Origin of the sequence: Hydrogenophaga sp. RAC07, from assembly GCF_001713375.1 — a bacterium.
GTDB lineage: Bacteria > Pseudomonadota > Gammaproteobacteria > Burkholderiales > Burkholderiaceae_C > Hydrogenophaga.
The window spans coordinates 2692631-2711281 of record NZ_CP016449.1; the positions used below are offsets into that span (position 1 = coordinate 2692631).

At 64.0% G+C, this 18651-nt stretch carries 21 protein-coding genes; 4 read left to right on the forward strand and 17 right to left on the reverse strand.

What is annotated here, in order from left to right; translation table 11 throughout:
* Positions 1 to 32 precede the first annotated feature (32 nt).
* From fabF to BSY239_RS12515, 8 genes are all read right to left on the reverse strand, one after another.
* Positions 33 to 1277, reverse strand: coding sequence for a beta-ketoacyl-ACP synthase II (gene fabF, locus BSY239_RS12480; RefSeq protein WP_069047141.1), 1245 nt, complete (start codon positions 1275 to 1277; stop codon positions 33 to 35).
* Between the two features lie 92 nt (positions 1278 to 1369).
* Positions 1370 to 1609 carry an acyl carrier protein gene (gene acpP / locus BSY239_RS12485; protein WP_068173947.1) on the reverse strand — a complete coding sequence of 80 codons (240 nt, stop codon included), beginning with the start codon at positions 1607 to 1609 and terminating at the stop codon, positions 1370 to 1372.
* 123 nt (positions 1610 to 1732) lie between these two features.
* Positions 1733 to 2494: a 3-oxoacyl-ACP reductase FabG gene (fabG, locus tag BSY239_RS12490; protein ID WP_069047142.1), complete on the reverse strand. Its 762-nt coding sequence runs from the start codon at positions 2492 to 2494 to the stop codon at positions 1733 to 1735.
* Positions 2495 to 2509: 15 nt separating this feature from the next.
* Positions 2510 to 3460 (reverse strand): ACP S-malonyltransferase, encoded by a 951-nt coding sequence (fabD, locus tag BSY239_RS12495; RefSeq protein WP_069047143.1) that lies wholly within the window; start codon positions 3458 to 3460, stop codon positions 2510 to 2512.
* A 48-nt stretch (positions 3461 to 3508) separates the two neighbouring features.
* Positions 3509 to 4486, reverse strand: coding sequence for a beta-ketoacyl-ACP synthase III (locus BSY239_RS12500; protein ID WP_069047144.1), 978 nt, complete (start codon positions 4484 to 4486; stop codon positions 3509 to 3511).
* 19 nt (positions 4487 to 4505) lie between these two features.
* Positions 4506 to 5567, reverse strand: coding sequence for a phosphate acyltransferase PlsX (gene plsX / locus BSY239_RS12505; protein ID WP_069047145.1), 1062 nt, complete (start codon positions 5565 to 5567; stop codon positions 4506 to 4508).
* A gap of 134 nt (positions 5568 to 5701) precedes the next feature.
* Positions 5702 to 5884, reverse strand: coding sequence for a 50S ribosomal protein L32 (gene rpmF / locus BSY239_RS12510; protein ID WP_019575026.1), 183 nt, complete (start codon positions 5882 to 5884; stop codon positions 5702 to 5704).
* A gap of 145 nt (positions 5885 to 6029) precedes the next feature.
* Entirely contained in the window at positions 6030 to 6596 is a 567-nt protein-coding gene (locus tag BSY239_RS12515; RefSeq protein ID WP_069047146.1) for a YceD family protein, read from the reverse strand.
* A 37-nt stretch (positions 6597 to 6633) separates the two neighbouring features.
* On the opposite strand from BSY239_RS12515, the gene BSY239_RS12520 reads away from it, so the two are divergent.
* Together BSY239_RS12520 and BSY239_RS12525 are read left to right on the forward strand one after the other, a co-directional pair.
* Positions 6634 to 7248 carry a Maf family nucleotide pyrophosphatase gene (locus tag BSY239_RS12520; RefSeq protein WP_069047147.1) on the forward strand — a complete coding sequence of 205 codons (615 nt, stop codon included), beginning with the start codon at positions 6634 to 6636 and terminating at the stop codon, positions 7246 to 7248.
* A 59-nt stretch (positions 7249 to 7307) separates the two neighbouring features.
* Positions 7308 to 8042 carry an SAM-dependent methyltransferase gene (locus BSY239_RS12525; RefSeq protein ID WP_069048966.1) on the forward strand — a complete coding sequence of 245 codons (735 nt, stop codon included), beginning with the start codon at positions 7308 to 7310 and terminating at the stop codon, positions 8040 to 8042.
* A gap of 4 nt (positions 8043 to 8046) precedes the next feature.
* Here the strand turns inward: BSY239_RS12525 and galU are convergent, their stop codons facing one another.
* Complete coding sequence (gene galU / locus BSY239_RS12530; RefSeq protein ID WP_083239951.1) at positions 8047 to 8931, reverse strand: UTP--glucose-1-phosphate uridylyltransferase GalU; 885 nt, start codon at positions 8929 to 8931, stop codon at positions 8047 to 8049.
* 146 nt (positions 8932 to 9077) lie between these two features.
* On the opposite strand from galU, the gene BSY239_RS12535 reads away from it, so the two are divergent.
* A complete protein-coding gene (locus BSY239_RS12535) occupies positions 9078 to 10514 on the forward strand; it encodes a mannose-1-phosphate guanylyltransferase/mannose-6-phosphate isomerase (RefSeq protein WP_069047148.1) in 1437 nt (478 codons plus the stop codon).
* 10 nt (positions 10515 to 10524) lie between these two features.
* Positions 10525 to 11556, forward strand: a complete 1032-nt coding sequence (galE, locus tag BSY239_RS12540) for a UDP-glucose 4-epimerase GalE (protein WP_069047149.1) — start codon at positions 10525 to 10527, stop codon at positions 11554 to 11556.
* On the opposite strand, the gene BSY239_RS12545 is transcribed toward galE, so the two are convergent.
* From BSY239_RS12545 to xdhC, 8 genes are all read right to left on the reverse strand, one after another.
* Complete coding sequence (locus BSY239_RS12545; protein ID WP_069047150.1) at positions 11544 to 12527, reverse strand: S49 family peptidase; 984 nt, start codon at positions 12525 to 12527, stop codon at positions 11544 to 11546. The two genes, galE and BSY239_RS12545, sit on opposite strands and share 13 nt — an antisense overlap.
* A gap of 13 nt (positions 12528 to 12540) precedes the next feature.
* The gene (locus BSY239_RS12550; protein WP_069047151.1) at positions 12541 to 12921 is read right to left on the reverse strand and encodes a Rieske (2Fe-2S) protein; all 381 of its coding nucleotides are present in this window, start codon (positions 12919 to 12921) and stop codon (positions 12541 to 12543) included.
* A 7-nt stretch (positions 12922 to 12928) separates the two neighbouring features.
* The gene (locus tag BSY239_RS12555; protein ID WP_069047152.1) at positions 12929 to 13588 is read right to left on the reverse strand and encodes an HAD family hydrolase; all 660 of its coding nucleotides are present in this window, start codon (positions 13586 to 13588) and stop codon (positions 12929 to 12931) included.
* Positions 13589 to 13682: 94 nt separating this feature from the next.
* Positions 13683 to 14294, reverse strand: a complete 612-nt coding sequence (locus tag BSY239_RS12560; RefSeq protein ID WP_069047153.1) for a PEP-CTERM sorting domain-containing protein — start codon at positions 14292 to 14294, stop codon at positions 13683 to 13685.
* Between the two features lie 195 nt (positions 14295 to 14489).
* On the reverse strand, positions 14490 to 15326 hold the full coding sequence (fghA, locus tag BSY239_RS12565; protein ID WP_069047154.1) for an S-formylglutathione hydrolase: 837 nt from the start codon (positions 15324 to 15326) through the stop codon (positions 14490 to 14492).
* Positions 15326 to 16432, reverse strand: coding sequence for an S-(hydroxymethyl)glutathione dehydrogenase/class III alcohol dehydrogenase (locus BSY239_RS12570; RefSeq protein WP_069047155.1), 1107 nt, complete (start codon positions 16430 to 16432; stop codon positions 15326 to 15328). Before BSY239_RS12570 ends, fghA begins: the two co-directional genes overlap by 1 nt.
* 77 nt (positions 16433 to 16509) lie before the next feature.
* Positions 16510 to 17706 carry a urate hydroxylase PuuD gene (locus BSY239_RS12575; RefSeq protein ID WP_069047156.1) on the reverse strand — a complete coding sequence of 399 codons (1197 nt, stop codon included), beginning with the start codon at positions 17704 to 17706 and terminating at the stop codon, positions 16510 to 16512.
* 62 nt (positions 17707 to 17768) lie between these two features.
* A complete protein-coding gene (gene xdhC / locus BSY239_RS12580; RefSeq protein ID WP_069047157.1) occupies positions 17769 to 18629 on the reverse strand; it encodes a xanthine dehydrogenase accessory protein XdhC in 861 nt (286 codons plus the stop codon).
* Between the last annotated feature and the right edge of the window lie 22 nt (positions 18630 to 18651).

Genomic DNA, 18651 nt, shown 5'->3' on the forward strand with positions numbered 1-18651 from the left:
GAGAGCGGGTGTAATGGAGACGTTCGAGAAACTCAAACGCGCTTGAAAACCAATGAGCCGTTGGTGCCGCCAAATCCGAAATTGTTCTTGAGGGCAACATCAATCTTCATGTCCCGTGCCGTGTTGGCGCAGTAGTCCAGGTCGCACTCGGGATCCTGGTTGAAGATGTTGATGGTCGGAGGACTCTTCTGGTGATGCAGTGCCAGCACCGTGAACACGCTCTCGATGCCGCCCGCGCCACCGAGCAAATGGCCGGTCATGGACTTGGTGGAGTTGACCACCACCTTGCCCGCGTGATCACCCAAAGCGGCTTTGATGGCGTTCGTTTCATTGAGATCGCCCAGCGGCGTCGAGGTCCCATGCGCATTGAGGTAGTCCACCTGGTCGGCGTTCAGTTCCGCATTGCGCAAAGCGCTGACCATGGCGCGTCGAGGGCCGTCCATGCTGGGCGCCGTCATGTGACCGGCATCGGCGCTCATTCCGTAACCCGAGAGCTCCGCATAAATGCGCGCGCCGCGCGCTTTGGCGAACTCGTACTCTTCGAGCACCATCACACCTGCGCCTTCACCCAGCACAAAGCCATCGCGGTCTTTGTCCCAGGGGCGTGAAGCCGTGGCCGGATCGTCGTTGCGCGTGGACAGGGCGCGCATGGCAGCGAAACCTCCCACACCCAAAGGTGACACGGTGGCTTCGGAGCCACCGGCTACGATCACATCGGCGTCGCCGTACTCGATCTTGCGGGCGGCCTCGCCGATGCAGTGCAGTCCGGTGGTGCACGCCGTCACCACAGCGAGGTTCGGTCCTTTGAAGCCATAACGCATCGACACGTGGCCAGCGATCATGTTGATGATCGACGCAGGCACGAAGAAAGGCGATATGCGGCGAGGACCACGGCTCACCAGTTCGGCGTGGGTTTCTTCAATCAGAGGCAAGCCGCCAATGCCCGAGCCGATGATGCATCCGATGCGGATGGCGGTCTCCTCATCCAGCGCATCTCCCAAGGGCAAACCCGAGTCGATCACGGCCTGGTGGGCCGCTGCGACGCCGAAGTGGATGAAGCTGTCCATCGTTCGCGCTTCTTTGGCGCTCATGTAGGACTCGATGTTGAAGCCCTTGACCTCGCCCGCGATCTTGCAAGCAAAGTTGGAGGCGTCAAACCGGGTGATGAGGTCAATGCCGGAGCGTCCGGCCAACAGGTTGGCCCAGGCATCTTCCACCGTGTTTCCCACGGGGCTGATACAGCCCAGGCCGGTCACGACTACGCGACGACGGCTCATTCAGTTCCCCCGCGTTCTTGACCGCAGGCCTGACCACCCGACTCCGAAGAAACGGCGAGGCAGGCAGCGGCTGAACGCATGCAAATAAACAATCAGGCCTTCTGGTGGGCCATTGCGTAATCGATGGCGTTTTGCACCGTCGTGATTTTCTCGGCGTCTTCGTCGGGGATTTCGATACCGAACTCGTCCTCGAGAGCCATCACCAATTCGACCGTGTCCAGGGAATCAGCGCCGAGGTCGGCCACGAAAGCTTTTTCGTTGGTGACTTGACCCTCTTCCACACCGAGTTGTTCGGCAATGATTTTCTTAACACGTGCTTCGATATCGCTCATAAGTCCCTCTGAGGGTGGTTGAAATGCAAGGCCGCCATTTTAGCCGGGCTAGGGAGGTCTCCCCAGATGGCCCGCCGGGCGGCTGGCGCGGCGATTGAACACAATTGAACGCGGGCTGTGTCGTCAGGACATGAACATGCCGCCGTTGACATGCAACTCCTGGCCCGTGACATACGACGCGTGTGGACCAGCCAGGTAGGCCACGGCATGCGCGATGTCGGCCGGTTTTCCCAAATGTCCCAGCGGGATTTGCCCCAGCAAGGCCTTCTGTTGTTCTTCGGGAAGCGCCGCGGTCATGTCGGTTTCGATGAAACCGGGTGCAACGCAGTTCACCGTGATGTTGCGGCTGCCGAGTTCACGCGCCAGCGCGCGCGTCATGCCCGCCACACCGGCTTTGGCCGCAGCGTAGTTGGCCTGGCCTGCGTTGCCCGAAGCGCCCACCACGCTGGTGATGCTGATGATGCGGCCGTAGCGCTGCTTCATCATCGGGCGAATCACAGCGCGGCTCATGCGAAACACGGCCTTCAGGTTGGTATCGAGCACGGCGTCCCAGTCGTCGTCTTTCAGGCGCATGGCCAGCATGTCACGGGTGATGCCGGCGTTGTTCACCAACACCTGCAGACCACCGTGGGCCTTGACGATTTCATCGATCAGCGCTTCGGCCGACGCAGCATCGTTGACATCAAGCTTGGCGCCACGGCAACCCTCTGCGGCGCCTGCAACACCGGTGAGGCCCGCGGTGATCCTGGCCGCGCCTTCGTCGCTGGTGGCGGTGCCGATCACGATGAGGCCATTCGCAGCCAGTTCGTGCGCAATGGCGGCGCCGATGCCGCGCGAGGCGCCGGTGACCAACGCCACCTGGCCCGCAAATTTCAGTTCAGACATGGTGTGCTCCTGGTCTCAGGCCAACAAGGTTTTGACATCGGCCAAGGTGGCCGGGTCGTACAAGGGAACGCCCGTGAGTTCAGGATCAATGCGCTTGACCATGCCCGCGAGCACCTTGCCCGGGCCGCATTCGACAATCCTGTCGACGCCGCGCGCCTTGATGGCCTGGACACATTCCACCCACCGCACCGGGCCGAATGCCTGGCGGTACAGCGCATCGCGTATGCGGTCCGCATCGGTTTCAACGGTCACATCGATGTTGTTGACCACAGGAATCTGCGCCTGCGAAAACACCGTACCGGCGAGCTTTTCCTTCAGTCGCTCGGCGGCCGGCTTCATGAGGCTGGAGTGGAAAGGTGCCGACACCGGCAAGGGCAAAGCGCGCTTCGCACCGTTGGCCTTGAGCACCTCGCAGGCTTTGTCGACCGCCGCCTTGCTGCCCGCAATCACGGTCTGGGAAGGGTCGTTGAAATTCACCGCCTCCACCACCTCGGCACTGTCCGCACCAAACGTGGCTTGCGCTTCGGCGCAGCCAGCGATCACGCGCTGGGCGTCCATGCCGAGGATGGCGGCCATGGCGCCGGTACCGACCGGCACGGCTTCCTGCATGGCGGCCGCACGAAAGCGCACCAGCGGGGCGGCCTGGGTCAGCGTCAGCACGCCAGCTGCCACCAGCGCGGCGTATTCGCCCAAGGAATGGCCAGCAAGCACCAACGGCAAGGACCCACCCTCGGCACGCCACACGCGCCACGCGGCCACCCCCGCAACCAGCATCACCGGCTGGGTATTGGTGGTCATGGACAGCAACTCCTTGGGACCGTCGTGGATCAACTGCCCCACGTTTTCGCCCAAGGCATCCGAGGCCTCGGAGAGTGTGCTCTGCACCTCGGGGTGATCGCCCCAGGCGTCGAGCATGCCGACAGCTTGCGAGCCCTGGCCGGGAAATACGAACGCAAAATTCTTCATGTGATCTTCAATTGGTCTTGTGCAGAAGAAGCCCCTGGGCGGATCTGCTCAGAAATCCAGCAGCACGGAGCCCCAAGTGAAGCCACCCCCCACGCCTTCGAGCATGAGGGTGTCGCCTCGCTTCACCTGCCCTTGGCGCACCGCGTGGTCCAGCGCCAGCGGGATCGAAGCCGCCGACGTGTTGCCGTGCTGATCGACAGTGACCACCACCTTGTCCATGGGCAGCTTGAGCTTGCGTGCCGTGCTTTGCATGATGCGGATATTGGCCTGGTGCGGAATGAGCCAGTCCACGTCCTCGGCCGTCTTGCCGGCTTTCGCGAGCACGGCCCGCGCGGTGTCTTCGAGCACGCCCACCGCCAGCTTGAACACCGCCTGGCCGTCCATCTTGAGCAGCGGGTCGCCGAGGATCGAGCCACCCGACACGTGCCCGGGCACACACAGGATGCCCGAGTGCTTGCCGTCGGCGTGGATGTCGGTGGCGAGGATGCCGGGCTTGTCGGATGCCTCCAGCAACACCGCACCGGCGCCATCACCAAACAGCACACACGTCGTACGGTCGTTGAAGTCCAGAATGCGGCTGAACACTTCGGAGCCGACCACAAGCGCCTTGTGCGCGGTGCCCGACTGGATCAGGGCGTCGGCCACGGTCAGTGCATAAATGAAGCCGCTGCAGACCGCCTGCACATCGAACACCGGGCAGCCTGCAATGCCCAGCTTGTGCTGCAGCAGGGCGGCCGTTGAAGGGAACACCATGTCGGGCGTCGATGTGGCGACGATGATCAGGTCGATATCGGCCGGCAGCACACCCGCCGCGGACATGGCTTCACGGCAGGCCACTGCGGCCAGATCGCTCGCGAACATGCCGTCCGCGGCGAAGTGGCGCGCCCGGATGCCGGTGCGCTCCACGATCCAGTCGTCGCTGGTTTCCACGCCGCGTTTTGCCAGCATGTCCACCATGTCGGCGTTGGTCAGGCGGTTGGGTGGCAGGCAACTGCCGGTGCCGGTGATGCGGGCAAAACGGGTCATGCGGTGCGTGTGGGGTGGTTCAGAGTGTCGGGATGCTCTTGAGTTCGCTGGGCAGCGACTCGGGCGACATCAGCTGCTGCGCATGCGCAATGCGCTCACGCACGTTGTCCAGCAGCCGGTTGTGGGCCGCATCATAAGCCCGCCCCAAGGCCTGCTCGAACGCGAATGCGTCCGCCGAACCGTGGCTCTTGAAGACCAGGCCCTGCAGGCCCAACAACGCTGCTCCGTTGTATCGACGGTGATCAACGCGATTCTTGAACGACTTTAGAACCGGATAAGCGACGATGGCTGCAATTTTCCTGAAGATGCTGCTGGAAAATTCTTCCCGGAGAAAACCACTGATCATCGAGGCGAGGCCTTCGCTGGCCTTCAAAGCAACGTTGCCGACAAAACCATCGCACACCACGATGTCGGTCGTGCCCTTGAAGATGTCGTCCCCCTCCACGTTCCCAAAGAAGTTGAGATCACCGGTGTTGGCTGCATTTCGCAGCAAAACGCCGGCCTTTTTGATCACTTCACTGCCTTTGATGACTTCCTCGCCAACGTTCAGCAAGCCGACGCTGGGCTCCGGGCGACCGGTGGCCGCGGCCACCAAGGCAGAACCCATCACCGCAAACTGCAACAGGTGTTCGGCGGAGCAATCGACGTTGGCACCCAGGTCGAGGACCGTGGTGGCGCCTCCGCGGGCGTTGGGCATTTGCGTGGCGATGGCTGGGCGGTCGATGCCGTCCAGGGTTTTGAGCACATAGCGGGCAATGGCCATCAAAGCACCCGTGTTGCCGGCAGAAACCGCTGCCTGCGCAAGACCATTCTTGACCTGGTTGATGGACACGCGCATGGACGAATCTTTTTTGCGGCGCAGTGCAATTTCCACCGAATCGTCCATGCCGACAATTTCGGTCGCCGGCACGACCGTACAACGCACGTTGTTGAGCAACTGAGGCCAGGCCCGAAAGACATCGGGTTTGCCCACCAGCAAGAGCTGGGCTTGCGGGTGGCTGGCAAGAAAGGCCTGGCAGGCGGGCATCGTCACGCCTGGACCGACATCTCCACCCATGCAATCCACGGCAATGGTGATCATCTCAAGTTCCTGAGGCGGGCACGGCAGGTGCCCCGTCCATGAAAAAAGCCCGCATGGAACATGCGGGCCTGGGCCTGTCGAGTCCGCCTGACCCCGAGCGCATGGCGCAGCGAGGCCAATGGCAAACCCTCACGTCAGGCTTCGGATTTGTTCTTCAGCACCTGACGGCCACGGTAGAAACCGTTGGGGCTGATGTGGTGGCGCAGGTGGATTTCACCGGTGGTGGGCTCCACGGCAATGCCCGGCACGTTCAGGGCGTTGTGCGAACGGTGCATGCCGCGCTTGGAAGGGGACTTTTTGTTTTGCTGAACAGCCATGGTGGGCTCCTGAAATCGGTAGGGACAAACGGGTGCGCCTGAAACCATGCACATGTGTGTGCTTTTGGATGCCAGCGCAAAGCCAAGCATTATAGCCCGAAGCGCTGGATCGGACCCAGATCCCGATGAGGGGTGGGGAACCAGCCTACTTCTTGAGCTTTGCCAGCTCGGCAAACGGGTTCCTGCGCTCGGGCTCGCCCTCGGCAGGACCCACCATGGGATCGGATGCCTGCATCACCACCGGCACCGGACAGGTTTCGTGCAGGGGGACCAGCGGCAACTCCATCAGCAACTCGTCTTCCAGCACGTCGTGAAGCCGGGGACGGGGCTCCAGCGCCAGCAGATCTTCCTCGCAGTCGTCGTCTTCGGCCGCCGCCGTTGCCTCGTCGTTCACAAAGCGGAACCAGCGGTCCACCAGCAACGGCGTGTCGACCGGACCCATGCAGCGCTGGCACGTCAACGGGATCGAAGCGTCGGCGTGCAAATGCAGCCAGACAGCGGGGGCACCGCCGGAGGCTCCAGCGCGCATTTCGCCCGTGGCCTGCCAGGTGACCGAGCCCAGGGCGGCTTGGCCATCGTCACTGTGCGCCTCGGCCACCAGCCGCTCAAATCGGGTCAGGGGATCGGCGGATTGCAAAGTGGCGCCGGCCTGGGCAAAGGCACGCACATCCAGCCTCTCGGGATTCCAGCTGGGTTTCGGTGTGGGTTTCATGTGGGGCAGTTTAAAAGAATGCACGCAGAATAGCGGGATGACGCCCGACCGCCCCAGCGCCCCCTCGCCCACTTCGCGCCCACTCATCCTGGGTTCCACCTCCCGCTACCGCCATGAACTGCTGTCGCGGCTGAAACTGCCGTTTGAAGCGGTGGCGCCCAATGTGGACGAAACCCCCAGGTCGGGGGAGAACCCGGCCGACCTGGCGGTGCGCCTGGCCCTGGCCAAGGCACGCGAGGTGGCGGCGCGCCATCCGCAGGCGGTGGTGATCGGCAGCGACCAGGTGGCGGACCTGCGCGGCGAGCCGCTGGGCAAACCGGGCACCCACGAGCGGGCGGTGGTGCAGCTCAAGCGGCTGCGTGGTGAGACGGTGGTGTTCCAGACCGCGCTGGCGGTGGTCTGCGCGGCCACCGGCTTTGAACAGTGCGACATCGCCTCGGTGCGCGTGGTGTTCCGCAAACTCAGCGACGCCGAGATAGAGCGCTATCTGCGCGCCGAGCAACCCTACGACTGCGCCGGCAGCGCCAAGAGCGAAGGCCTGGGCATTTCGCTGCTGGAGCGCATCGACAACGACGACCCGACTGCGCTGGTGGGTCTGCCGCTGATCCGCACCTGCAGGATGATCCGCGCCGCCGGCGTGCACGTGCCGTGAGCGTCCCTGCCTCCACCAAGGGAACGCTCTACCTGGTGCCCACACCGCTGGATTTCGGCATGGTGGTGGATGCCGCGCCCGCCGACACCTGGCTGCCCCGCGAAACGCTGGCGGTTGCCAGTGGCCTCACGCACTGGATCACCGAGAACGCCAAGAGCACGCGTGCGTTCCTCAAACGTGTGGAGGCGACCGTGGGCATCGCAGCCCCGTTGCAGGGTCAACACATCACCGAACTGCCCCGCGCCGCTCACAAAAAGGGCGACCACACACCGCAGGCCGAGGGCGATGCGCATGCACGCGAAGTGCTCGCGCCGGCCTTGCAGGGGCACGACGTGGGGCTGGTGAGCGAAGCCGGCATGCCGGCCATAGCCGACCCCGGCAGCGCGGTGGTGCGCGCGGCGCATGCCCTGAGCCTGAAGGTGGTTCCGCTCACAGGGCCGGTTTCGCTGATGCTCGCGCTCGCGGCGAGCGGTTTGAACGGTCAAAGCTTCGCATTCGTCGGTTATGTGCCGCAAGAGGCCACCGAGCGGGGCAAGCGACTGCGCGATCTGGAAGCCCTCGCGCTCAAAACCGGGCAAACCCAGATCCTGATCGAGACGCCCTACCGCAACACCGCGCTGCTGCAAGCCTTGTTGCAGACCTTGCATCCGCACACGCGTCTGGCGGTGTGCTGCGCCATGTCTCTGCCGCAGCAGGTGAGCCGCAGCGCGCTGGTGAGCGAATGGAAACGCACGCCAGGCATCGTCAACGAACTGCCGCTGGACACGCCAGCGGTGTTTCTGTTCGGTCGCTGAGGACTCAGCCCATCACGCGTTTGAGGTGGGCGCGCACCGAGGCGCCCAGCTCGGCGTTGGCCAGCGCCAGATCGATCGTGGCTTCGAGAAAACCCTCTTTGCTGCCGCAGTCGTAGCGCGTGCCGTCATAGCGGAAGGCCTGCACCTTTTCGATGCCGATCAAGGCGGCGATGCCGTCGGTGAGCTGGATCTCGCCACCCGCCCCGCGCGGCTGACGGCGGATGCTCTCGAACACCGCCGGCGTGAGCACGTATCGGCCCGCCACCGCCAGGGTGGACGGCGCCACGTCGGGCGCGGGCTTCTCGACCATGGCAAACACCTCGGCCAGTGCGGCGCTCACACCGTGCACGTCGACCACGCCATAACGCCGGGTGTCGGCGCGCGGCACGTCCTGCACGGCCAGCACCGTGCCCGGGCTCGATTCGTAGGCTTGCACCATCTGCTGCAACACGGTGGGGCCGCCCTCGGCCTGGCGCGCACCCATCATCAGATCGTCCGCCAGCAGCACGGCAAAGGGCTCGTCGCCCACCAGGCGTTCGGCGCACAGCACCGCGTGCCCCAGACCGAGCGCGCGGGGCTGGCGCACGTACACGCAGTCCATGTCGTCGGGCTTGATGGAATTCACCAGCTCCAGCAGGGCCGACTTGCCGGCGGCTTCGAGTTCCATCTCCAGTTCGTAGGCGGTGTCGAAATGGTCCTCGATGGCGCGTTTGTGGCGTCCGGTCACGAAGATCATTTCGCGGATGCCGGCGGCATAAGCCTCCTCAACCGCGTATTGAATCAACGGCTTGTCGACCACCGGCAGCATTTCCTTGGGGATGGCTTTGGTGGCGGGCAGAAAGCGGGTGCCCAGGCCACCCACGGGGAAAACAGCTTTGCGGATTTTCATGGTCTCGATTTCTCTCTGATGTTCATTCTTGTAGCGTAGCGTTCCATGGTAACGGCCCGGCGTGAAACTGCGTCGAAAGGCTACACTGCATCGATCATCGAGGCGGGTTTCTTCTGCCTCACCGTCCACCTCGAACACTCCAGCGCATGAGCATCACCCCCGTCATTCTTTGCGGTGGCTCCGGCACCCGCCTGTGGCCGTTGAGCCGTCAGAGTTTTCCCAAGCAGTTCGTGCCGATGGTGGGCAACCAGAGCCTGTTGCAGCTGACGCTGGCGCGCCTGGCCTGGTGTGGCAACCCACCCATGTGCGTGGCGTCGGAAGACCACCGCTTTCTGGTGGCCGACGCCATGGAATCACAAGACGCGGCGGGTCAGGTGCTGCTGGAGCCGGCGGCGCGCAACACGGCCGCGGCCATGGCGCTGGCCGCCTTGTTGGCTGCAAGCCCTGCAGACGCCGACCCACTGCTGCTGTTCTGCCCCTCCGACCATCACATCCCGGACGTCGAGGCATTTGCCCACACCATCCGCCGGGGTGTGCCGGCGGCCGAGGCCGGCGCCATCGTCACCTTTGGCGTGGTGCCCAGTTTCCCGAGCACGGCCTATGGCTACATCGAACAAGGCGATGCCCGCACGGATGGCAGCCGCCGCGTGGCGCGTTTCATCGAAAAGCCCGCGCCGGCCGCCGCACAGGCCTTGCTGCTGCAGGGCAATGTGTTGTGGAACGCCGGCATCTTCCTCGTTCGCGCCAGCACCTTGTTGACCGCGCTCGGCCAGCACGCCGACGACATTCTTCAATCGTGTCGCCTGGCCATGGCAACACCGAAGCAGGACACCGTGGGCCAGATCCACTTCGTGCGGCCCGAGGCTGCGCCCTTCCTGGCCTGCCGCTCGCAGAGCATCGACTACGCGGTGATGGAGCGCCACGCCGATGTGGCGGTGGTGCCTTTCCAAGGCCAATGGAGCGACGTGGGCAGCTGGAATGCGGTGGCCGACCTCAGCCCGGCCGACGACGACGGCAACCGCATCACCGGCCAGGGACACACCCTGCACGCGAGCAACACCTTCATCCACGCACCGGGCCGCACCGTGGTGGCGCTGGGCACGAAAGACCTGCTGATCATCGACACACCCGACGCCTTGCTCGTGGCGCAGCGTGACCACGCAGAGCAGGTGAAGGACGTGGTGGCCCACCTCACCCGCCTGAAGGTGCCTGAGGCCGCGCTGCACCGCCGTGTGGCCCGGCCCTGGGGCTGGTACGACAGTGTGGACATGGGCGAGCGTTTTCAGGTCAAACGCATCGGCGTCAAACCCGGCGCCAGCCTCAGCCTGCAGAAGCACCACCACCGCGCCGAACACTGGATCGTGGTCAAGGGCACGGCTGAAGTGACACGCGGTGCAGAAACCTATTTGCTGTCGGAAAACCAGTCCACCTACATCCCCATCGGCGAGGTGCACCGCCTGCACAACCCCGGCAAGCTGGCGCTGGAAATGATCGAGGTGCAGTCGGGCAGCTACCTCGGCGAAGACGACATCGTTCGCCTGGAAGACAAGTACGGCCGCCAGCCCGACGCCGCCAAACCCTGAGGCTCCCCGCATGAAGATTTTGCTCACCGGTGGTGCCGGCTACATCGGCAGCCACACGGCGGTGGCCCTGGTCGAAGCCGGGTTCGACCCGGTCGTTCTGGACAACTTCGCCAACAGCCACCCGGTGGTCATGGAGCGCCTGGCCACCATCACGGGTCGGCCCCTCACGCTCGAACGCGGCGACGTGCTCGACACACCGTGGGTGGAAGACGTGTTGCGCCGGCACCAGCCAGCCGGCGTGGTGCACTTTGCAGGCGACAAGGCGGTGGGTGAGAGCGTGGTGCTGCCGCTCAAGTACTTCCACAACAACATCGGCGGCGCGGTGAGCCTGCTGCGCGCCATGGAAACCGTGCACGCGGAAACGCCGGGCAACGCGCCCACGCTCGTGTTTTCCAGCAGCGCCACGGTGTACGGCGACCCAGCCTCGGTACCGATCACCGAAAACTTTCCGCGCAGCCACACCAACCCGTATGGCCACAGCAAGCTGGTGATCGAGGACATGCTCACGGCCTTGCGCACCGCCAGCCCGGCCTGGCGCGTGGGCGTGCTGCGTTACTTCAACCCGGTCGGCGCACACCCCAGCGGCCTGATCGGCGAAGACCCGGCCGGCATTCCCAACAACCTCATGCCGTATGTGGCACAGGTGGCCGTGGGGCAGCGTGAACACCTCAATGTGTATGGCAACGACTACGCCACGCCCGACGGCACCGGTGTGCGCGACTACATCCACGTGCAGGACCTGGCCGCCGGCCATGTGGCCGCCATCAAGGCGCTGCTGGGTCGGGGCGAGAGTTTCACCGTCAACCTGGGCACCGGCCGGGGACACAGCGTGCTCGACGTGGTGAAAGCGTTCGAGGCCGCCAGCGGCAACCCGGTGCCCTACCGCGTGGCGCCGCGCCGGGCCGGCGATGTGGCGCAGTGCTGGGCCGACCCCGCCCTGGCTTTGCGCCTGCTGGGCTGGCAGGCCCTGCACACGCTGGACGACATGTGTGCCGATGCGTGGCGCTGGCAGAGCGCCAACCCCAACGGTTACCGGAGCTGAACGCCGGCTGAGCGGGCGGCGAGGAAGATGCCCTCGCCCACGCTGGCGCCGAAACGTTTGGCCAGCCTCAGGCCCACGTTTTCGCGGCGGGTGTAGTCCACCAGTTCTTCGGCCTTGACAACCTCGCGTGCCACATAGTCGAGGTTGCCCAGGCCATCCGCCAGGCCCAGTGCCACGGCTTGCTGGCCGTTCCAGACCAGACCGCTGAAGGTCTCGGGCGTTTCTTTGAGGCGGTCGCCACGGCCCTTTTTCACCACCTCGATGAACTGCGTGTGGATCTCGGCCAGCAGGTTCTGCATGAACTGGCGCTGCGACTCGTCTTGCGGACTGAACGGATCCAGCAGGCCCTTGTTGTCGCCAGCGGTCATCAGGCGTCGCTCGATGCCCAGCTTTTCCATCAAGCCGGTGAAGCCGAAGCCGTCCATGAGCACGCCGATGCTGCCGACCAGGCTGGCCTTGTCCACGTAGATGTTGTCGGCCGCCGCAGCGATGTAATAGGCCGCCGAGGCGCAGGTTTCTTCCACCACCGCATAGACCTTCTTGTCGTGCAGCCCCTTCAAGCGGGTGATCTCGTCGTTGATGATGCCGGCCTGCACCGGGCTGCCACCGGGTGAGTTGATCAGCAACACCACCGCCTGGGCGCCTTCGTCGTCAAACGCCGAGCGCAAGGCCGCCACGATGTTTTCGGCGCTGGCTTCGGAGTCCGATGCGATCTCACCCTTGATCTCGACCACGGCCGTGTGCGGCGTGCTCGTCGACGTGCCCACCTCGGCGCTGGAATACACAAACCAGACGATCGCGCCCAGGAGAGCCAGCCACATGAAGCGGGTGAACATCTTCCAGCGGCGCGCGGCTTGCTGCTCGCGGATGGTGGCAAACACCAGCTTTTCCAGCGTGGCGCGCTCCCAGGCCACACCGTTGTGGCGGTCGCTGCCGGCGGAGCTCGTCGAGCCCAGGTTGTCGTCGTTCATGGTGGGGGATTTCTCAGAATTCAACAGGTTTGAGGTGGTATTGTGACCGCCAGTGAATCACCCCATCGAGCTCCAGCAGTTCGATCTTGAACAGTCCGCCACGGCACGGTCCGCCCCGGCATTCACCGGTTGCGGGCTCGTACATCGCTCCGTGCGTGGCACACATCAGCCAGCGGCCGGTGTCGTCAAAAAAGCGGTCGGGTTGCCAGTCGAGCTCCATCGCCACGTGCGAGCAGCGGTTCAGGTAGGCCTGTGGCTGGCCCTGAAACCGCACCGCAAATGCGCGGCAGGTCTGGCCCGCGTAGTTCACATCGAACGAGACCGCCCTGCCCCCGTCGACCAGATCGCGGCTGTTGCACAGCGGGTGGACCGGATCGTCGGTGGGTGGCGTCATGGGAACCTCAGGCGTGTTGGTTGAGCCAGTCGTGCAGTTCGCGCACCGAATGGGCGACAAACAAGGGCTTGAGTTCGTGAAACGCGTCGGGTTCGTGCGCGCCGTAGCTCACGCCCACGCTTGCGCAACCGGCGTTCAGCGCCATTTGCAGGTCGTGCGTGGTGTCGCCAATCATCAGCGTGCGCTCTGGCGCCACACCGAATTCGCTCATCAGTTCGTGCAGCATCATCGGGTGCGGCTTGCCCGCGGTTTCGTCCGCGGTGCGTGAACCATCAAACAGGCCAACCAGCTCCACCGTGCGCAGCACCTCGTCCAGCCCGCGGCGGCTTTTGCCGGTGGCCACGGTCAGGAGGTGCTGGCGCTCCTTCAACTCGGCCAACAACGGCAACACGCCGTCAAACAGGCTCAGGTCATGCTGGCGCGCGGTGTAGTGGTGGCGGTAACGATCCCCCAGCAGAGGGTATTTCTCCGGCGGCAAGTCGGGCGCGGCATGCGCCAACGCCTGCATCAGGCCCATACCAATCACATAGCTGGCGGCCTGGGTGGTGGGCGGCGTGCCCCCCACGTCGGTGACGGCCAGCTGGATGCTGCGAGCAATGAGCGCGGTGGAATCGAACAGGGTGCCGTCCCAGTCGAAGGCGATGAGGTCGAAGTGGCGGATGCGCATGCAAAGAGGCTAGAGCAAAGGCGCTGATTATCGATGGGCCCCGCGAGAAAACAGAAAAGCCCGCATGCGGGCTTTTCCAGGAGAAGCGGCCTAATTAGGTCCGGCGGCGGCGAATCAACGTCAGACCTAGCAGAGCGCCACCCAAAAGAGCCAAGCTACCTGGCTCGGGGACTTCGCCCGGGTCGCAGGCATCACCGATGCAGGGCTTGGTGAACAAGTAGAGATTGGACAAGCCATTGAGTCTGTCAGGGGAGACAGCGAACAGACTCCAGTCTCCGCTGGTCATGCCATCCTCCAATTCGACGATAAAGGAGTCAGGCGACCCACCACCGTTGCCGAAGTGGAAGCCCAGAAACAATTGGTCATAACTGTTCCAGATGTTGGCTGCCAGTTGCCAAATGCCGGACGTAGCGCCGTTAGCGTAGCCGCCAATCAGCAACGTACCGGGAATGCCGTTCTTATCGATGAGTTGATAACCCGCAACCTCGTAAGCAGGATCGCCACCAGGCACCAGCGGACTGTCGAGGTTTCCATCCTGGTAGTAGCACTCACCGGGGTTGGCGGCATTGGTCACCTGGATGTACCGACCGCTGGTCGGTGCGGTTAGTGAGCCACCAGCGCCGTCCGGGCAGTAGACCGTGGCAGCACTCACGCTGCCTGCGAAGAAACTCGCCACGATGACAGACGCAGCGGCGGCTGCTTTCATGAATCTAACCATTTGAACTCTCCTTGCATGAACGGACTGACCTGCTACGTAACGTTGAGAGCAAGATCAGGGCCAGGTCAAAAAGTCTTTGATTATCAAGGAAGATGAAAATCCGCACGAGATCTTCCCTGTACTCCTGTAAGCAAATTCGACAGTTGAAGACCACGAAAGGCGTATGCAATTCACCCCTATTTCTTAGGCAGCACCGGCGTGGTGGCGGATGTGATCGGCCACCACTGAAGCGATTAACCAATACCCGTGGTCATACCCCTCATGCCGGCGTACCTCGAGCGGCTGCCCGAAATCACGACACACCTGCTCCAACAATTGGGGATTTAGCTGAACGGACAGAAACTTGTCCGCCAACCCCTGATCGACCAGCAGCGGCAGCACCCGGCGCCCGCTTTTGATCAATTCCACGGCGTCGTGCTCAGCCCAACCTGCACGATCAGTTCCCAGATACCCGGTGAAGGCCTTCTCCCCCCACGGACACTGGCTGGGCGCGCAGATCGGTGCGATGGCGGACACGCTCTGGTAGAGACCGGGGTGGCGCAGCGCCAGCGTCAGGGCGCCATGGCCGCCCATGGAATGGCCTGAAATACCCACCCTGTCGGGCCGCGTCGGGAAATTTGACAGCACCAAATCGCGCAATTCCTTGGTGATCCAGCTTTCCATGCGGAAGTGTTTGGCCCAGGGCTCCTGGGTGGCGTCCAGGTAAAAACCGGCGCCGTGACCGAAATCCCAGGACGCGTCGGCGACTTCGATGCCGGTATCGCGCGGGCTGGTGTCGGGGGTGACGATGGCCAGGCCCAGTTCAGCGGCGTATCGCTGGGCGCCGGCTTTGATGGCAAAGGTTTCTTCGTTGCAGGTCAGGCCGGCCAGAAAGAACACCACCGGCACCGGGCCGTGCTGCGCCTGCGGCGGCAGGTACACGCCGAACTTCATCGGCAGGCCGATCTCGGTGGAGGCGTGTTTGTAAAACCCCTGCACGCCGCCAAAGCACCGGTGCTCGCTCAGCGTCTCGATGCCCATCAAAACTCCACCACCGCGCGGATCGATTCGCCGCGCTTCATCAAATCGAAGCCTTCGTTGATCTGGTCCAGGCGCAGCTTGTGGGTGATCAGGTCGTCGATGTTGATCTTGCCTTCCATGTACCAGTCGACGATCTTGGGCACGTCGGTACGGCCGCGGGCGCCGCCGAAGGCCGAACCTTCCCACTTGCGGCCGGTGACCAGCTGGAACGGGCGCGTGGAGATTTCGGCGCCGGCTTCGGCCACGCCGATGATGATGCTGCGGCCCCAGCCCTTGTGCGTGCACTCCAGCGCGTCGCGCATCACCTTGGTGTTGCCGATGCACTCGAAGCTGTAGTCGGCGCCGCCATCGGTGAGCTGCACGATGGCATCAACAACGTTCGGAACTTCCTTGGGGTTGATGAAGTGCGTCATGCCGAACTTGCGTGCCATGGCTTCGCGCGCGGGGTTCAGGTCGACGCCGATGATCTTGTCGGCGCCCACCATCTTCGCGCCCTGGATCACGTTCAGGCCAATGCCGCCCAGGCCGAACACGACCACATTGGCGCCCGCCTCGACCTTGGCCGAGAAGATCACCGCACCGATGCCGGTGGTGACGCCGCAGCCGATGTAGCAGACCTTGTCGAAGGGTGCGTCTTCGCGGATCTTGGCTAGCGAGATTTCGGGCGCCACGGTGTAGTTGCTGAAGGTGCTGGTGCCCATGTAATGAAAAATGGGCTGGCCGTCGAGGCTGAAGCGGCTGGTGGCATCGGGCATGAGGCCCTTGCCTTGTGTGCCGCGGATCAGCTGGCACAGGTTGGTCTTGCGGCTCAGGCAGAACTTGCACTGGCGGCACTCGGGCGTGTAGAGCGGAATGACGTGATCGCCCTTCTTCAGCGAGGTCACGCCGGGGCCGACGTCCACCACGATGCCCGCGCCTTCGTGGCCCAGGATCGCCGGGAAAATGCCTTCCGGATCAGCGCCCGAGAGCGTGTAGTAGTCGGTGTGGCAGATGCCGGTGGCCTTGATTTCAACCAGCACTTCGCCGAACTTCGGGCCCTCGAGATCGACAGTTTCAATGGTGAGGGGCTGGCCTGCTTTCCAGGCGACGGCGGCTTTCGTTTTCATGGTGTGTGCAACGGGTTGGTGAGATGGCCTTGAGGGTACCGCACATGCCATTTCCCCTGAGGCGCCCCGCCCATGCATCAGTCCAACCGAGCGCCACCCTTGAACCATTGCGCAAACAAGGCGCGCTCTTCGTCCGTGAGGCCCGTCGCGTTGTTCATCGGCATCAGCTTCGCGACCACCACCTGCTGGTACACCGTCTGCGCGTGCTGCTTGAGCGCCTCGGGCGAATCGAGCCGCACGTTCTTCGACTGCAGAGCCTCGCCATGGCACATGACGCAGCGCTGCTCGATCACCGGTTTGAGCTGCGCGTAGCTCACCACGTCGGGCACCGCCACCGCCTGCACCGGCGCGGGCTTGAGCCAGACGATGAGCGCGATCAGCACCGCCCCGCCCGCCACCGCGTACGGCCAAGGGTGCTTGTTGCGGCCCAGCTTGAAGCCGTGGCGCATGACGAAGAACTGGCGGATCGCCGCGCCCGCGAACATCATGCCGATCAGGATCAACCAGTTCTGCGGGTGCGTGTAGGTGAAGCTGTAGTGGTTGCTCAACATCGCAAACAACACCGGCAGCGTGAAGTAGGTGTTGTGCACGCTGCGCTGCTTGCCGCGCTGGCCGTGGATCGGGTCGACCGGGCGACCCGCCTTGAGGTCGGCCACCACGGTGCGTTGGCCCGGGATGATCCAGAAGAACACGTTGGCGCTCATGGCGGTGGCGATCATCGCACCCATGAGCAGAAAGGCCGCGCGCCCGGCGAACAGCTGCGTGGCCAGCCAGGCCGCGACACACACCAGCACCAACACCAGCGCGCCTACCTTGGCGTCCCCGTTTTTGCTCTGGCCCAAGGTGCGGCAAATCGCGTCGTACAGCAGCCAGAAGACCACCAGGAAGGCCAACGCACCGGCAATGGCAGCCGCCGGGCTCCAGACGAACACCTTGGGGTCGATCAGGTAGACGCTGGGACTCCACAGATACGAGATGAGGAACAGCGCGAAGCCCGACAGCCAGGTGGAGTAACTCTCCCAGTAGAACCAGTGCAGGTGCTCCGGCAGCTGGGGCGGCGAGACCGCGAACTTCACCGGGTGGTAGAAGCCGCCGCCGTGCACGGCCCAGAGCTCACCGCTGACACCGTCTTTTTTCAGCTGTTCGTCCTCAGGCGGCGTGAGGCTGCTGTCGAGAAAGACGAAGTAGAAAGACGAGCCGATCCAGGCAATCGCCACGATCACATGCAGCCAGCGCAGCAGCAGGTTGGCCCAGTCGAGCAGGTAGGTTTCCATGGCGTCTCACAGCAAGGTCAGAGCTTGCGAATCGGCAAAGTGTATACACATATTGAGCACAATCAAGCCGCGACAGCAGCGGCCTCAGTGGCATTCACGGCTAGCAACAACTGAGCCACGACCGACGCGGCGATCACCGCCGGCTGCTTGCTCTCGATGCCCGGCAAGCCGATCGGGCAGGTCACGCGACCCAGCTCTGCGGGGCTGAAGCCGCGCTCGGCGAGGCGATGGCCAAAGGTCGCCCACTTGGTGCGGCTGCCGATCAGGCCGATGAAGGCCAGGTCGTTGTGCTCGCGCTGGCGCTGCAGGCAGGCGGCCACCACATCCAGGTCTTCGGCGTGGGAGAAGCTCATGACCAGCACGCAGGCCCCTGCGGGCACATCGCGCACGGCGGCGTGCACCGGGTCTGAATGTTCGGTGGTCACCTGATCGGGCAGCTTCGCAGGAAACACACCGTCGCGGCTGTCGATCCAGCTCACGTCGAACGGCAGGGGTGCCAGTGCCTGCACGATGGCCCGCCCCACATGGCCGCCGCCAAACAGCGCCAGCGGCGTGTGTGATGGCCGCAAGCGCTCGCGCAGTTGCGCCGCATGCGACGCATCCACCGGCTCGAAGCGCAGCACCAGCGTGCCGCCACAACACTGGCCCAGGCTCGGGCCGAGCGTGATGCGCTCGCGCCAATCTGACGGCACATCGCCGGGCCGCAGGGCCCAGCGCGCCAGGACTTCGCGGGCCTGTTGTGTTGCTTTCCACTCCAACTGGCCGCCGCCGATCGTGCCCACTTCGCCGCGTGTCGCGTCGGCAAAGACCGCCATCCACGCACCCGGTTCGCGAGGAACGGAGCCGCGCGTGTGCTCAACGGTGATGAGCACCGCAGGACCCTGCGCCAGATTCAGCAGAAAGGTTTCAAGCTCGCCGTGCATGTGTGGCGCCGATGTCAAAGAA

Coding starts and splice junctions, on each gene's coding strand:
- BSY239_RS12515 (WP_069047146.1), bottom strand. CDS start 6,596: ATGAAACCCACACCGAAACCCAGCTGGAATCCCGAGAGGCTGGATGTG.
- BSY239_RS12550 (WP_069047151.1), bottom strand. CDS start 12,921: ATGACGCCACCCACCGACGATCCGGTCCACCCGCTGTGCAACAGCCGC.
- plsX (WP_069047145.1), bottom strand. CDS start 5,567: ATGATCACCATTGCCGTGGATTGCATGGGTGGAGATGTCGGTCCAGGC.
- BSY239_RS12570 (WP_069047155.1), bottom strand. CDS start 16,432: ATGAAAACGAAAGCCGCCGTCGCCTGGAAAGCAGGCCAGCCCCTCACC.
- galE (WP_069047149.1), top strand. CDS start 10,525: ATGAAGATTTTGCTCACCGGTGGTGCCGGCTACATCGGCAGCCACACG.
- rpmF (WP_019575026.1), bottom strand. CDS start 5,884: ATGGCTGTTCAGCAAAACAAAAAGTCCCCTTCCAAGCGCGGCATGCAC.
- fabF (WP_069047141.1), bottom strand. CDS start 1,277: ATGAGCCGTCGTCGCGTAGTCGTGACCGGCCTGGGCTGTATCAGCCCC.
- fabG (WP_069047142.1), bottom strand. CDS start 2,494: ATGTCTGAACTGAAATTTGCGGGCCAGGTGGCGTTGGTCACCGGCGCC.
- BSY239_RS12545 (WP_069047150.1), bottom strand. CDS start 12,527: ATGAACGACGACAACCTGGGCTCGACGAGCTCCGCCGGCAGCGACCGC.
- fabD (WP_069047143.1), bottom strand. CDS start 3,460: ATGAAGAATTTTGCGTTCGTATTTCCCGGCCAGGGCTCGCAAGCTGTC.
- fghA (WP_069047154.1), bottom strand. CDS start 15,326: ATGGGCATCGAGACGCTGAGCGAGCACCGGTGCTTTGGCGGCGTGCAG.
- galU (WP_083239951.1), bottom strand. CDS start 8,931: ATGAAAATCCGCAAAGCTGTTTTCCCCGTGGGTGGCCTGGGCACCCGC.
- acpP (WP_068173947.1), bottom strand. CDS start 1,609: ATGAGCGATATCGAAGCACGTGTTAAGAAAATCATTGCCGAACAACTC.
- BSY239_RS12555 (WP_069047152.1), bottom strand. CDS start 13,588: ATGCGCATCCGCCACTTCGACCTCATCGCCTTCGACTGGGACGGCACC.
- xdhC (WP_069047157.1), bottom strand. CDS start 18,629: ATGCACGGCGAGCTTGAAACCTTTCTGCTGAATCTGGCGCAGGGTCCT.
- BSY239_RS12560 (WP_069047153.1), bottom strand. CDS start 14,294: ATGAAAGCAGCCGCCGCTGCGTCTGTCATCGTGGCGAGTTTCTTCGCA.
- BSY239_RS12520 (WP_069047147.1), top strand. CDS start 6,634: ATGACGCCCGACCGCCCCAGCGCCCCCTCGCCCACTTCGCGCCCACTC.
- BSY239_RS12525 (WP_069048966.1), top strand. CDS start 7,308: ATGGTGGTGGATGCCGCGCCCGCCGACACCTGGCTGCCCCGCGAAACG.
- BSY239_RS12535 (WP_069047148.1), top strand. CDS start 9,078: ATGAGCATCACCCCCGTCATTCTTTGCGGTGGCTCCGGCACCCGCCTG.
- BSY239_RS12575 (WP_069047156.1), bottom strand. CDS start 17,706: ATGGAAACCTACCTGCTCGACTGGGCCAACCTGCTGCTGCGCTGGCTG.
- BSY239_RS12500 (WP_069047144.1), bottom strand. CDS start 4,486: ATGACCCGTTTTGCCCGCATCACCGGCACCGGCAGTTGCCTGCCACCC.